General features: G+C 66.4%; 16 protein-coding genes. 5 read left to right on the forward strand and 11 right to left on the reverse strand.

Going from position 1 to position 12,954, the window contains the following annotated elements; all coding sequences use genetic code 11:
• Positions 1 to 60 precede the first annotated feature (60 nt).
• The 4 genes from AB0L71_RS26795 to AB0L71_RS26810 all read right to left on the reverse strand — a co-directional run bounded on the left by AB0L71_RS26795 (position 61) and on the right by AB0L71_RS26810 (position 2,299).
• Positions 61 to 498, reverse strand: a complete 438-nt coding sequence (locus tag AB0L71_RS26795; RefSeq protein ID WP_365247605.1) for an SsgA family sporulation/cell division regulator — start codon at positions 496 to 498, stop codon at positions 61 to 63.
• 101 nt (positions 499 to 599) lie between these two features.
• Positions 600 to 1,373, reverse strand: coding sequence for a helix-turn-helix domain-containing protein (locus AB0L71_RS26800; protein ID WP_365247607.1), 774 nt, complete (start codon positions 1,371 to 1,373; stop codon positions 600 to 602).
• A gap of 244 nt (positions 1,374 to 1,617) precedes the next feature.
• Positions 1,618 to 1,830 (reverse strand): DUF5326 family protein, encoded by a 213-nt coding sequence (locus tag AB0L71_RS26805; protein WP_365247609.1) that lies wholly within the window; start codon positions 1,828 to 1,830, stop codon positions 1,618 to 1,620.
• Positions 1,831 to 1,981: 151 nt separating this feature from the next.
• The gene (locus tag AB0L71_RS26810; protein ID WP_365247611.1) at positions 1,982 to 2,299 is read right to left on the reverse strand and encodes a cupin domain-containing protein; all 318 of its coding nucleotides are present in this window, start codon (positions 2,297 to 2,299) and stop codon (positions 1,982 to 1,984) included.
• Positions 2,300 to 2,367: 68 nt separating this feature from the next.
• On the opposite strand from AB0L71_RS26810, the gene AB0L71_RS26815 reads away from it, so the two are divergent.
• The 3 genes from AB0L71_RS26815 to AB0L71_RS26825 all read left to right on the forward strand — a co-directional run bounded on the left by AB0L71_RS26815 (position 2,368) and on the right by AB0L71_RS26825 (position 4,543).
• Positions 2,368 to 2,745 carry a phage holin family protein gene (locus AB0L71_RS26815; protein ID WP_365247613.1) on the forward strand — a complete coding sequence of 126 codons (378 nt, stop codon included), beginning with the start codon at positions 2,368 to 2,370 and terminating at the stop codon, positions 2,743 to 2,745.
• 64 nt (positions 2,746 to 2,809) lie between these two features.
• Positions 2,810 to 3,940, forward strand: a complete 1,131-nt coding sequence (locus AB0L71_RS26820) for a cystathionine gamma-lyase (RefSeq protein ID WP_365247615.1) — start codon at positions 2,810 to 2,812, stop codon at positions 3,938 to 3,940.
• A 123-nt stretch (positions 3,941 to 4,063) separates the two neighbouring features.
• A complete protein-coding gene (locus AB0L71_RS26825; RefSeq protein WP_365247617.1) occupies positions 4,064 to 4,543 on the forward strand; it encodes an NUDIX hydrolase in 480 nt (159 codons plus the stop codon).
• A gap of 206 nt (positions 4,544 to 4,749) precedes the next feature.
• Here AB0L71_RS26825 and AB0L71_RS26830 read toward each other — a convergent pair whose 3' ends face one another.
• The 3 genes from AB0L71_RS26830 to dnaB all read right to left on the reverse strand — a co-directional run bounded on the left by AB0L71_RS26830 (position 4,750) and on the right by dnaB (position 8,590).
• Positions 4,750 to 6,132, reverse strand: coding sequence for a serine hydrolase domain-containing protein (locus AB0L71_RS26830; protein WP_365247619.1), 1,383 nt, complete (start codon positions 6,130 to 6,132; stop codon positions 4,750 to 4,752).
• 363 nt (positions 6,133 to 6,495) lie between these two features.
• Positions 6,496 to 7,035, reverse strand: coding sequence for an alpha/beta hydrolase (locus AB0L71_RS26835; protein ID WP_365247621.1), 540 nt, complete (start codon positions 7,033 to 7,035; stop codon positions 6,496 to 6,498).
• A gap of 94 nt (positions 7,036 to 7,129) precedes the next feature.
• Entirely contained in the window at positions 7,130 to 8,590 is a 1,461-nt protein-coding gene (gene dnaB / locus AB0L71_RS26840) for a replicative DNA helicase (RefSeq protein WP_365247647.1), read from the reverse strand.
• A 475-nt stretch (positions 8,591 to 9,065) separates the two neighbouring features.
• On the opposite strand from dnaB, the gene AB0L71_RS26845 reads away from it, so the two are divergent.
• A complete protein-coding gene (locus AB0L71_RS26845) occupies positions 9,066 to 10,403 on the forward strand; it encodes an MATE family efflux transporter (RefSeq protein ID WP_365247623.1) in 1,338 nt (445 codons plus the stop codon).
• Between the two features lie 119 nt (positions 10,404 to 10,522).
• Here AB0L71_RS26845 and rplI read toward each other — a convergent pair whose 3' ends face one another.
• The 4 genes from rplI to rpsF form a co-directional block, all read right to left on the reverse strand.
• Entirely contained in the window at positions 10,523 to 10,969 is a 447-nt protein-coding gene (rplI, locus tag AB0L71_RS26850) for a 50S ribosomal protein L9 (protein ID WP_365247625.1), read from the reverse strand.
• Positions 10,970 to 10,987: 18 nt separating this feature from the next.
• On the reverse strand, positions 10,988 to 11,224 hold the full coding sequence (gene rpsR / locus AB0L71_RS26855) for a 30S ribosomal protein S18 (protein WP_003967857.1): 237 nt from the start codon (positions 11,222 to 11,224) through the stop codon (positions 10,988 to 10,990).
• 43 nt (positions 11,225 to 11,267) lie between these two features.
• On the reverse strand, positions 11,268 to 11,855 hold the full coding sequence (locus tag AB0L71_RS26860; RefSeq protein ID WP_365247627.1) for a single-stranded DNA-binding protein: 588 nt from the start codon (positions 11,853 to 11,855) through the stop codon (positions 11,268 to 11,270).
• Between the two features lie 73 nt (positions 11,856 to 11,928).
• Entirely contained in the window at positions 11,929 to 12,219 is a 291-nt protein-coding gene (gene rpsF, locus AB0L71_RS26865) for a 30S ribosomal protein S6 (RefSeq protein ID WP_015609864.1), read from the reverse strand.
• 279 nt (positions 12,220 to 12,498) lie between these two features.
• Between rpsF and AB0L71_RS26870 the strand changes: the two genes are divergently transcribed.
• The gene (locus AB0L71_RS26870) at positions 12,499 to 12,819 is read left to right on the forward strand and encodes a hypothetical protein (RefSeq protein WP_365247629.1); all 321 of its coding nucleotides are present in this window, start codon (positions 12,499 to 12,501) and stop codon (positions 12,817 to 12,819) included.
• Positions 12,820 to 12,954 lie beyond the last annotated feature (135 nt).

A 12,954-nucleotide genomic window follows, 5' to 3' on the forward strand; every position in this document is an offset into this window, starting at 1 on the left:
ATTCACCCATTCGGCAGGTGTCGTGTTCGACCGGCGGGCCGGTCGCAGACGCCGGGTTCTTCAGCCGGCGTTCTGTTCCTCGGCGAGGATCCGGCCCAGGGCCTCCTCCAGGCTCCCTTCGAAATCACCCAGCGCGCGCTCCTGCCCAAGCGGAACGAGCTTGTCGGTCCGGTCCAGGAAGGCCACCAGGGGTGCCGTGCCCGCCCGGAAAAGGGCGCGGTCCGCGCCCACCTGAAGGCGGATGTGCACGTCGGAGAGCCCTTCGGGCTCCGTGGGCCCAATATGCACGTCGCCGTCACCACTGGGGCTGTTGAGACCGTCGAGCAGCAGCTCACGGCCGAAAGCCCAGGTGACAGGGGCGTCGCCGGGCAGATGGAAGGTCATCCTGATCGCATAAGGATCGCTCACTTCGTACCGGAGCTCCACCGGGATCTTGAAAGAGAGCTCCTCCGAGACGAGGAAGCTCATCATGACCTCAGCTTGAACCGACTCACGCATCGTTCAACCCCGCAGTAGATGAATCTGGCCAGGAATGATCCCCCGTGGCCCTATTGACGCCATCGTGGTGCACGCGATAGCAGATCACAAGGAGTGATTTTTCAGATACTGATAGAGAACACGGCTGAGCGCAAGAGGTTGGTCACTTCGCCACGTAGCTGTTCGACTGCGGGGAGCAACCGATCTTCCTGCTCCAGGGGGACCGAAATCGCCATCGCGGCGGCTGTGAAGCCGCCGGTGATCGGGATCGCGGCACAGATCGTCCCCAGGGCGTACTCCTGCCGTTCGATGACAGGTTCCATGCGTTCCAACGACCGCAGTCGCTCGAGGAACGCGGGGCGGTCCCGCACCGAGTGCCGGGTCAGCGGCTCCACGGGGTGCCGGTCCAAATGGTCCTGGCGGGTGTGCTCGTCGAGCTGACTCAACAGACACTGGCCGAGCGCATGGGCATGCCCGGTCTCGCGAAAGGATGCCCACTCGTCCACTGCGGGTATGTGGGGGGCGTCGGCAACCGCGATCAGCTCGATCTCGCCCTCGCGGTAGGCGGCGCAGTACACCGGTAGGCCGATGCTGTCGCGCCAGCGGTTCAGCGACTCGGTCATGCCGGTGCCGCTACTGCGCAGGGGGCTCTCACCGCCGACGAGGCGTTCGGCGGCGGCCCCGAAGAGGAACACACCGTTCTCCCGGCGCAGATAGCCCTCATGCGTCAGGGTGCGCAGCAGATGGTAGGCAGTGGGGAGGGGAAGGCCCGCCTCCCTTGCCAGTTGCTTCGCGGGCGCCCCGTCTCGATGGGCGCCCACAGCTTCCAACAGCCTCAGCGCTCGCTGCACCGAACCGATCAGCGTCGGGGCAGCATTACTCGATGCCGTGATCAACGGTCACCCCCCAGGCATGGCGACGGGCGGCAAGCCCGTCTGTGGGGCCCGCCCCCACAGACCGCCGCGTACCTGGGGTTCGGAGGCCGAACGCCGCACAAACCACTGGTCATGCTGGCAACGAACAGGGAATTCCCAGGTTCCAGCGGCGGAATGCCACCATATCGGGCACGCCCATGGGGTATGTCGTTTCGTGTCGCACTTAGCTCAGCTGGGCTAATCCAGAGGCTGGTATCCGATCGTCCTACCAGTCGCTTCGCGAGGAGGACATGAACTTGCGCACGACGAAGACAAGTCCTCCGACCAGGATCACGAAGACCAGGATCTTGAAGAGCAGACCGATCACGAACCCGACCACGCTGGCGATCAGACCGCCGAACACGACGATCGCGATGACCGGCACCGCAATCCACTTCACCCACCAGGGCAGCCCCGTGAATATCTCCCGTACAGCCATCGTTCCCGCCTCGTCTCTGTGAGTTCCTGCTCCGATCCTCCGATGCTAGAGATGCGCGGGGAGCAGCGGGGGCCCTGTAGCCCCTGAAGTCCCCTGATCGACCCCTGAGGGATCCCTGAGGGCCGAAGCCGGGACCTGGACAGGAGCGGACTCAGCTCTCCGGCGGGGAGAACACCACCATGACCCGCAGATCCTCGGTGATGTGATGGAATTTGTGGGCCACACCGGCGGGGACATACACGACACTTCCCCTGCCCACCTGCGTGGTCTCCATACCGACCGTGATCGAGGCACGGCCGCTGACGACGAGGTAGACCTCGTCCTGATGGTGCGGCTGCTGCGGGTCGAGTTCCCCGGCATCCAGTGCGTAAAGTCCGACGGACATGTTCCGTTCCTTCAGGAACTGCAGATATGCACCGTCATTGGCGGCTCGTTCCGCCTCCAGCTCATCGAGCCTGAATGCCTTCATGACCAGTCCGCCCCTGTCTCTGTTCCTGTCGGTGTCCTCCACCGATCACGTCTGCGACGATCAGACACATGAAGAATTTCGTAGTCAAGACGATCGCCAACGCAGGTGCACTGGCCGTTGCCATCTGGCTGCTCAAAGACATCACGCTGGAGGGCGGCAGCACCTGGCGCAAGGCGCTCACGCTGATCGTGGTCGCCCTGCTCTTCGGCCTGGTGAACTTCGTGGTCAAGCCCGTTGTGAAGCTTCTCACCCTGCCACTCTTCATCCTCACGCTCGGACTGATAACCCTGGTGGTCAACGCGCTCATGCTGCTGCTGACCTCCTGGCTGGCCGGCCTGTTCAACCTGAGCTTCCATGTCCACGGCTTCTGGACCGCGGTACTCGGCGGTCTGATCATCTCGATCGTGTCGTGGGCGCTGAACGTGGTCCTGCCCGACGAGGACTGATCCGCGGGCGTCCGGGACACTTCAGGTCGGACCAGTGGCACAGCGGAGAGAAGTGAGGAACCAGATGAGCACCATGGGTGACGGAACCAGGGCGGTTCGGGCCGGCCTGCCCGAACCGGAGCAGTTCGAGCCCACTATGCCCGGACCGGTCTTCGCTGCTCACTTCCATCTCTCCGGTGAGCCGACCGGTCCGTACACCTACGGGCGGGACACCAACCCGACCTGGACGCATCTGGAGCACGCCATCGGTGAGCTGGAGGCGCCTGGGGAGCCCGTCGAGACCGTCGTCTTCGCCTCCGGGATGGCGGCGGTCTCTGCCGTACTGCTCTCCCGGGCGCGCACCGGCGATGTGGTCGTACTGCCCGACGACGGATACCAGGCGCTGGCGTTGGTGCGCGAGCAGCTGGAAGCCTACGGCGTCGAGGTGCGGACGGCCCCGACCGGCGGCGATGCCCAGCTGGCGGCCCTCGAAGGCGCCAAGCTGCTGTGGATCGAGACCCCGTCCAACCCGGGGCTCGACGTCTGCGACGTACGCCGTCTGGTCGGCGCCGCGCACGCGGCGGGCGCGCTGGTGGCTGTCGACAATACGCTCGCCACCCCGCTCGGCCAGCGCCCGCTGGACCTGGGGGCGGACTTCTCGGTGGCCAGCGACACCAAGGGCATGACCGGCCACGGTGACATCCTGCTCGGCCATGTGACCTGCCGCGATCCCGAGCTGGCAGCGGGTGTACGGCGCTGGCGCAAGGTTGTCGGCGCGATTCCGGGCCCGATGGAATCCTGGCTCGCACACCGTTCGCTGGCCACACTGGAGCTGCGCGTCGACCGGCAGTGCGCCACGGCCCTGGCCCTTGCCGAGGCTCTGGGCAAGCGCGAGGGAGTGACCGGGCTGCGGTACCCCGGTCTGCCAACCGACCCTTCGTATCCGAACGCCGTCCGTCAGATGCGGCGTTTCGGCTCCGTGGTGTCGTTCGTGCTGCCCGACCGCGAGCGGGCCGAGCGCTTTCTGGCCGAACTGCAGCTGGTCGACGACGCGACGAGCTTCGGTGGCGTGCGTTCCACCGCCGAGCGGCGGGGACGCTGGGGCGGTGACGCCGTGCCGGAGGGCTTCATCCGCTTCTCGGTCGGCGCGGAGAACCCGGAGGATCTGCTGGCCGACGTCGAGCAGGCGCTGGACGCGGCGCTGGGCGACAGCTGAGCCGTCCGCTCTCCCCCGCGGAGTTCCCCGACAGCCACTCCCCTCGCTCCGCCTGGCGACCGCAGGACGGTCCGACACCGGTTCCGGTGTTTCAGAACCGGTTCAGTGGGCCACTCTCTTGCCATGACCGAACGTCCTGTGGTCAAGCGCACCGCACGCGCCATCCTGCTCGACGGCAACGACCTGATCCTCATCAAGCGCACCAAGCCCGGAGTGGATCCGTACTGGCTCACACCCGGTGGCGGGGTCGAGCCCGGGGACGCAACCGTCGTCGATGCCCTGCACCGTGAACTGGACGAAGAGCTCGGCGCCAAGATCACCGATGTGGTCCCCTGCTTCGTCGACACCGTGGAACACATCGAGGGCGGCGGAGTGAAGGGGGTCAAAGTCCAGCACTTCTTCGTCTGCCGGCTCGAATCGATGGATCTGTCCCGGCGCCATGGCCCCGAGATCGAGGATCCCTGCGGGGAGTACGACGTCGTACGGGTGCCGTTCAGCCGGATGGGGATTGCTGCCGTTCATCTCGTACCGCTGTCACTGCGGCACTACCTGGACGGAAACATCGAGGGCGTCCGGGCGATGCATGCACCCGACCTGGGCTGAGATCGGACAAAAAAGGTTGAAATGCAGCCATTCGAAACGAGTTTTACGTATGTTTCACGTGAAACTGCACAGATTCCCTGGCCGTCACAGACTTCTCGTCACGCACGTCGCGACCGTCTGCGCACACCACGCCTTCGCGCCTCACGGGAACGGGAGGCGGCAGCCCAGGTGTCCCGCTTCCTCCCGTTTCACGTGAAACACCGCGCTCAGACCTCGAGCCCCCGCCACCCTCCTTCGTCCACGCCGCCGGGCACGGCCGCCATGGGGTCGTACGGCTCCCGGGTGAAGACGAACGACCCCAGATCGAGATGGTTCACCGTGCCGTCGCCGTTCCGGACCACACGTAGCGTCTCCCCCGCGTAATAGCCGTTGAGGCCGATCCAGGTGCCGTCGGGCCGTGCGGCGAATCGAGCACCACGGCCGTTGCCACGCAGTGGTTGAAGCTCCAGTCCGCCGTCCGAGGTCAGCCGCAGGACGTTCGTGTGCGCACCCCAGTACCAGGGCCCGGTCAGCGCGAGGAGCTCGGGGTCCACCTCGGGCAGCGGGCGCCAGGGCTCGGGAATACGCGGCTCCGCCTCGGCAACCGTCTTCACGAGATCGGCGGCAACGCCCCCGATCACCGGGCCCGACGTGGTGTTGGTGAGAACGGCGGCCGTCACATCGTCCTCAGTACTGATCCACAGGGCCGCCAGGAAGCCGGGCAGCGAGCCGGTGTGCCCGAAGAGCGTCCGGCCGTCCCTCTGGACGACCTGAAGACCCAGGCCGTAGGAGAACTCCCAGTCGCCGGCCTCCGTCGGCGCGGCCGGTTCGCGCATCTGCTTCACCGAGGCAGCAGAGAGAATCCGGTCGTCCCCCCGGGAGAGGAAGTCCGCGAAACGAAGAAGGTCGCCAGTGGTGGACCAGAGCTGGCCGGCCGGGGCCATCAGGCCGAGGTCCTCGGCCGGCTCGGGCAGCATGACGTCCGCCCAGGGGTGCACAGCCCAGCCGCCTGCATGCGGAGCCTGCGGCTGCAGGCTCGTGCGGTGCATGCCCAACGGTTCCAGGATCTCGTGTTCGAGTACCTCCGCCCAACGTGCTCCGCGCACCTTCTCGACCAGAGCACCCAGCAGGGTGTAGCCAGGGTTCGAGTAGTGGTACCGCTGGCCCGGAGTGTGCATCCGCGTCTGCTCGCCGAGCACATCGGCAAGTTCGGGCCGCAGCGTCCCCGGGGTCCTCTCCCACCAGGGTGCGGGGGCCTCGGCACCCAGCCCCGCGCTGTGGCACAGGAGTTGGTGAAGGGTGACTCCGCCGACGCCGGTGCCGGGCAGATGCTTCTCCAACGGGTCATCAAGGTCCAGAAGACCCTCGTCACGCAGCCGCAGGACCAGCACTGCCGTGAACGTCTTGGTGAGGGAACCGATCCTGAACTGCGTGTTGTCATCGGGAGCGTGGTCGTCCACGCAGCTGCGGGAACCGCTCCAGACGATCTGCCCCTGCCTCTGTACCGCGGCAACGAGCGAGGGGGCCCGGCCATCCGACTGTGCGACGGCGATGCGGTGCAGCAGAGCGCGCTGGGTACTGGGGAGCAACTGTGCAGATACGGATTCCATGTCCAACAACTACCCTCGGAACCCCCACGGTGGCGAGAGCATTTCGCATCATCACACCCTGCGAACCTCAGAGACGTGTCATTCCCTCTGCAGCATCCTCCCCGCAGGATCACAGCGTGCTGAGGAATCCCCTGACGGCTGCAGCGAACTCCCCGGGGCGGTTTCGTGGACGGTTTGCCCGGCCGGGAGTTCGACAAGTCGGGTCCGGGGGCGCCGGGCCACCATGTCCCTCGTATGTTCGGCGCTGAACACCGCACTGCGACTGCCTCGCACGAGCAGGGCCGGGCAGTTGCCGGCGAGCCAGTGGTCCCCGTTGAGGAGCTGCTGCGAGGCGTTCATGTCCTTCGGATCGAAGACAAGACCCTATCCGTCGGGGTACTCACGCACGGCGCCCACGAGGTAGCCCGCCGACTCGCCGAGCCGTTCCAGAAGCTCGGCCCGGGTCGGTGTCCGGTGGGGCCAGGACAGGCTGAAGGAGAGGTCACCCTCGGCCTCGGCTCCGACGTCCTCGACGACCAACGCGTCCACGAGGTCCGGATGCCGGGCTGCGAGCTGGTAGGCATTGACGCCTCCGAGGGAGTGGCCGAGTACGACCGCACCATCGACCCCCACATGTTCCAGCACGGCCGCAGCGTCCTCGATGTAGCCGGTGCGGGAGAAGTCGGTGGGACAGTCGGAGAGGCCGTGTCCACGCTGGTCGAGGGCGATGACCCGCCAGGAGTCACCCAGCTCCCGGGCCAGGCCCGCGCATGTGCGGCCTTCTCCGAAGTGCCCGTGCAGCGCCAGCAGAGGGCGTCCCGGACCACCGAAGTCGAGAAAGGAGAGGCGACGCCCGGCCACCACCGTGGCCGCGCGTCGCGATTCGGTCAGGATGGTCGAGCTGGTCGAGCTGGTCGACGTCATGGTCGCCGGTATGCGGACCTGACTTCCGCGCTCTGCAGCTCGGGCAGGACGCCGACGAGAGCCTGGACGCGCTGGACGCGACCGTGCGGCTCGCTCAGGTCTGTGCCATGTCCACGAAGCGCGAGTAGTGCCCCTGGAAGGCCACAGTGATCGTTGCCGTCGGACCGTTACGGTGCTTGGCGACGATCAGGTCGGCCTCACCGGCACGAGGGGACTCCTTCTCGTACGCGTCCTCGCGATGCAGCAGGATGACCATGTCGGCGTCCTGCTCGATGGATCCCGATTCACGCAGGTCGGAGACCATGGGTTTCTTGTCCGTGCGCTGCTCGGGGCCACGGTTCAGCTGGGAGAGCGCGATGACCGGAAGCTGTAGTTCCTTGGCGAGCAGCTTGAGGTTTCGCGACATGTCCGAGACCTCCTGCTGTCGGCTCTCGGCACGCTTCGAACCGCCGGACTGCATCAGCTGGAGATAGTCGATGACCACGAGCTTGAGGTCGTTGCGCTGCTTGAGGCGACGACACTTCGCCCGGATCTCCATCAGGGAGAGGTTCGGGGAGTCGTCGATGTAGAGAGGGGCGGCCGAGACGTCCGGCATCCGGCGGGCCAGCCGTGTCCAGTCCTCATCGGTCATGGTGCCGGAACGCATGTGGTGCAGCGCCACTCGCGCCTCGGCGGAGAGCAGTCGCATCGCGATCTCGTTGCGCCCCATCTCGAGGGAGAAAATCACGCTGGGCAGGTTGCTCTTGATCGAACAGGCCCGAGCGAAGTCCAGCGCCAGCGTGGACTTACCCATGGCCGGACGGGCCGCGATGACAATCATCTGGCCTGGGTGGAGGCCGTTCGTCAGTGCGTCGAGGTCGGTGAAACCGGTCGGCACCCCGGTCATCTCACCGCTGCGCGAACCGATCGCCTCGATCTCGTCGAGAGCGCCTTCCATGATGTCGCCGAGCGGCAGATAGTCCTCACTGGTGCGCTGCTCGGTGACGGCGTAGATCTCGGCCTGTGCCGAGTTCACGATGTCGTCGACATCGCCGTCGGCCGCGTATCCCATCTGCGTGATCTTCGTCCCGGCCTCGACGAGCCGCCTGAGGACGGCCCGTTCGTGGACGATCTCCGCGTAGTACGAAGCATTGGCCGCGGTGGGCACCGACTGGACAAGGGTGTGCAGATACGGAGCTCCGCCCACCTTGGTGATCTCGCCGCGCTTGACCAGCTCGGCCGCCACCGTGATCGGGTCGGCCGGCTCGCCCTTGGCGTAGAGGTCGAGAATCGCCTGGTACACGATCTCGTGAGCGGGGCGGTAGAAGTCGTGCCCCTTGATGATCTCCACAACATCGGCGATGGCGTCCTTGGACAGGAGCATGCCGCCGAGCACCGACTGCTCGGCATCGAGGTCCTGGGGAGGCACCCGCTCGAAACCGGGCGAGCCGCTCTCCCACGCACTGCTCTCCCGACCGCGTTCGTGCTGCTCACCGCGGTCCCGCCCCTCGCCGCGTCGCTGACGGGTCATGGGCAGACGATCGCTGGGACCGGCGTCGGCCCAGGGGTCGTCCAAAGGCTCGGGAATGCTCACCGGGCCACCTCCTCCCGTCCGCTCCGCGGACCTCACCATGCCACTCTTTCTTACGGCACAGCACCGACAAACAGGACGCCCGGCTCCAGTTCCGACGCGTCACGTTCTGCGGCTTCCAGAGCCGGAACAGGGTGCGGGCGCCGGACCACGGTAGGCCGCTCAGCACCGTCAGCCAATCTGGTTATCCACAGGGCATGTGGACGAAAGACCAGATGCTGTGGAGAACTCCGCAGAAGCTGTGCACGGAGCGGTGGAGAGCACTGTGGACAAACTCATAACACCGCCATCATCACTCCTCTGACCTGGACTTTCTCCATCCACCGGCTGTGGGGGAGAAAAACTTTCCGAGTCGATACAAGATCACTACAAACAGCACGCGGAAGAACGTCCAGTCGCGGCAGATGTAAGGGACAATGGCACCCTGTATCCATTACCTGTGGAAGATTGGACTGGCCCCGTGATCCAGGCCCCGGCCCCCTCGCCGCCCAGTCGTCGACGGCACGACCGCGAGATCATCTCGCTCGCCGTGCCCGCCTTCGGTGCGCTCGTCGCCGAGCCGCTCTTCGTCATGGTCGACAGCGCCATCGTCGGCCACCTCGGCACACCGCAACTGGCCGGCCTGGCCGTCGCCGCGGCCCTGCTGACCACCGCCGTCAGCATCTTCGTCTTTCTCGCGTACGCCACCACCGCGGCAGTGGCGCGCCGGATCGGAGCGGGCGATCCGGCAGCGGCAATCCGGCAGGGCATGGACGGCATCTGGCTGGCTCTCCTGCTCGGACTCCTCGTCATCGCCCTCGTGCTCCCCACCTCGCCCTGGCTCGTGGACGTCTTCGGCGCCTCCGACACCGCGGCCCCCTACGCCACCACCTATCTGCGGATTTCAAGCCTCGGCATCCCGGCCATGCTCGTGGTGATGGCCGCAACCGGCGTACTCCGTGGCCTGCAGGACACCCGAACCCCTCTCTATGTCGCCATCGGGGGCTTCGCAGCCAACGGGGCCCTCAATGCAGGGCTCGTCTACGGCGCGGGACTCGGCATCGCCGGGTCGGCCTGGGGCACGGTGATCGCACAACTCGCCATGGCATCCGCCTATCTGATCGTGGTGGTACGGGGCGCGCGTCGCCACGGCGCCTCGCTCCGGCCCGACGCCGCAGGCATAAGGGCCAGCGCCCAGGCGGGCGTTCCGCTACTGATCCGTACGCTGTCGCTCCGTGCTGTGCTGCTGATCGCCACTGCCGTCGCCGCCCGCCTCGGCGACGCCGAGACCGCCGCGCATCAGGTCATCCTCTCCCTCTGGAGCCTGATGGCCTTCGCCCTCGACGCCATCGCCATTGCGGGGCAGGCCATCATCGGCCGCTATCTGGGCGCCGATGACGCCACGGGCGCACGCGAGGCGTGCCGCCGCATGGTCCAGTGGGGCATCGTTTCCGGAGTGGTGTTCGGAGCCTTGATCGTTCTTGCCCGGCCGTTGTTCGTGCCCCTGTTCACCAGCGACCAGTCCGTTCGGGACACGTTGCTACCGGCGCTCCTGGTAGTGGCGCTGTCCCAGCCGATCGCCGGGGTGGTCTTCGTCCTGGACGGTGTGCTGATGGGGGCGGGAGACGGGCGGTATCTGGCCTGGGCCATGCTCCTCACCCTGGCCGTCTTCGCCCCGGTCGCCCTGCTGGTGCCGACGTTCGGCGGCGGTCTGACCGCGCTGTGGTGGGCGATGGCCCTGATGATGACCGTCCGGATGCTGACGCTCTGGCTGCGTACCCGATCGGGCAGGTGGATCATCACCGGCGCCACACGCTGATCCATCGCCCGTCCCCGTTTCTTGAAGCCCCGTTTCACGTGAAACAACACAGGAAACAGCACAGGGCCGTACCCCACGCGGGAGGTACGGCCCTGTGCCTGCTCTGGTGAGCGATGCCCTTAGGCGGCAACAACCTCGATGCCGAGCTGTGCAGCGACCTCGGGGTGCAGACGCACGGACACCTGGTGTCCGCCGAGCGTCTTGATCGGCGAGCCGAGCTCGACGCGACGCTTGTCGACGTCGGGGCCACCGGCATCCTTGATCGCCGAGGCGATGTCGGCCGGGGTCACGGAGCCGAAGAGGCGGCCGGCGTCGCCGGAGCGAACGGCCAGACGGACCTTGACGGCCTCGAGCTTGGCCTTGATCTCGTTGGCCTGCTCGATCGTGGCGATCTCGTGGATCTTGCGAGCGCGGCGGATCTGCGCCACGTCCTTCTCGCCACCCTTGGTCCAGCGGATGGCAAAGCCACGCGGAACCAGGTAGTTACGGGCGTACCCGTCCTTGACGTCGACGACGTCGCCCGCAGCACCGAGGCCGGAGACCTCGTGGGTCAGGATGATCTTCATGATTCGGTCACCCTTCCCTTATCGCGCGGTGGACGTGTAGGGCAGCAGCGCCATCTCACGGCTGTTCTTGACTGCCGTGGCGACGTCACGCTGGTGCTGCGTGCAGTTGCCGGTCACGCGGCGGGCACGGATCTTGCCGCGGTCGGAAATGAACTTCCGCAGCATGTTCGTGTCCTTGTAGTCCACGTACTGGGTCTTGTCCTTGCAGAACGCGCAGACCTTCTTCTTAGGCTTGCGCACAGGCGGCTTCGCCATGGTGTTTCTCCTGTGTGATCAAGAAGTGGGGGTACGAGCTGCCCTAGAAGGGAGGCTCGTCCGAGTAGCCGCCGCCGGAACCGCCGGAGCTTCCGCCCCAGCCGCCCCCGCCACCCTGCTGACCGCCGGACGGCGCGCTCGTGGCCCACGGGTCGTCGGCGGGAGCGCCACCGCCGCCCTGCTGGCCACCGCCACCGGGACCGCCGCCCCAGTTGCCGCCGCCCTGCTGGCCGCCGTATCCACCCTGGCCGCCCTGACCACCACGACCGGTGGTCTTGGTGACCTTGGCGGTGGCGTTCTTGAGGCTGGGGCCGACTTCCTCGACGTCCAGCTCGTAGACCGTGCGCTTGACGCCCTCGCGGTCTTCGTACGACCGCTGCTTCAGCCGGCCCTGCACGACAACGCGCATGCCTCGCTGGAGCGACTCGGCGACGTTCTCCGCCGCCTGCCGCCAGACCGAGCAGGTGAGGAACAGGCCTTCGCCGTCCTTCCACTCGTTGGTCTGCCGGTCGAAGATGCGGGGAGTGGACGCGACGCGGAACTTCGCGACCGCCGCACCGGACGGGGTGAAGCGCAGCTCGGGGTCGTCGACGAGATTGCCGACGACCGTGATGACGGTCTCGCCTGCCATGGTGAACCTCTCGGCGGGGATTGCTGCTGGCTGCTTGCTGCTACTCGAACCCGATGACCACTGAGCTAGATGCTCAGTGGATCTCGGGACGGAGGACCTTGGTCCGGAGGACCGACTCGTTCAGGTTCATCTGGCGGTCGAGCTCCTTGACGACCGCAGGCTCGGCCTGCAGGTCGATGACCGAGTAGATGCCCTCGGGCTTCTTCTTGATCTCGTAAGCGAGACGACGACGGCCCCAGGTGTCGACCTTCTCCACCTTTCCGTTGCCCTCACGGACGACGGAGAGGAAGTTCTCGATCAGCGGGGAGACAGCGCGCTCCTCGAGATCGGGGTCGAGGATGACCATCACCTCGTAGTGACGCATGTGGAACCCACCTCCTTTGGACTCAGCGGCCACGGTCGTTCCGTGGCAGGAGGGTCGTGATGCGTGAGCACCAGTGTCTCCAAGTAGAACAGCCCCCACTGACAACGCCCTCCGTCGAGAAGGCGCCGAGGTGCTGGTTCTGGGCAGACACCGATGCAGACGTTACAGACTACCCGCAGACCGGCTTCCGGTTGAAATCCGGTCCTCAAGAGACGCAATCTGTACACATCGGGTGTGAGCAGCGCCACGATGCGCCGCCTTTCAGCCAGGAGGTACTCCATGGCCCAGGAAACACGATCCCGTCCGCGTCCTCGCGTCTCTCTTCTCGCCACGGACGGCAAGAAGCATCCGCTCCAGGAGACCCTGGTGGTGGTGACTCTGGTCCTCGGTGCACTCGCCTTCGTGACGGCGATGTTCCACAACCTGCATCTGATCAGTTCGTGGGCCGGAATCATCGGGATACTCACGGCCGCGTACGGGCAGTACATATCGGTGACCACGCGTGAAAGGTTCCCGCTGATCATCGGCATGGGCGCTTCCGCCATCGGATTCTTCCTGGGCATGGCCCACGGCGGCCTCTTCGGTGGTGTGGTGAGCTGATCCACGCCAGGCCCGATCGAACACGACGGATGAGACGGCCGGTGGTGCGAGGCCCCCAAAGGGGCGCTCGGTTTCCATGGAGCATGAGGTGTTCGTTCCGGTTCCGGTCCCGTCCCTGCGGCGGACGCTGGGGGA

The organism is Streptomyces sp. NPDC052052 (assembly GCF_040680455.1).
Classification (GTDB): Bacteria; Actinomycetota; Actinomycetes; order Streptomycetales; family Streptomycetaceae; genus Streptomyces.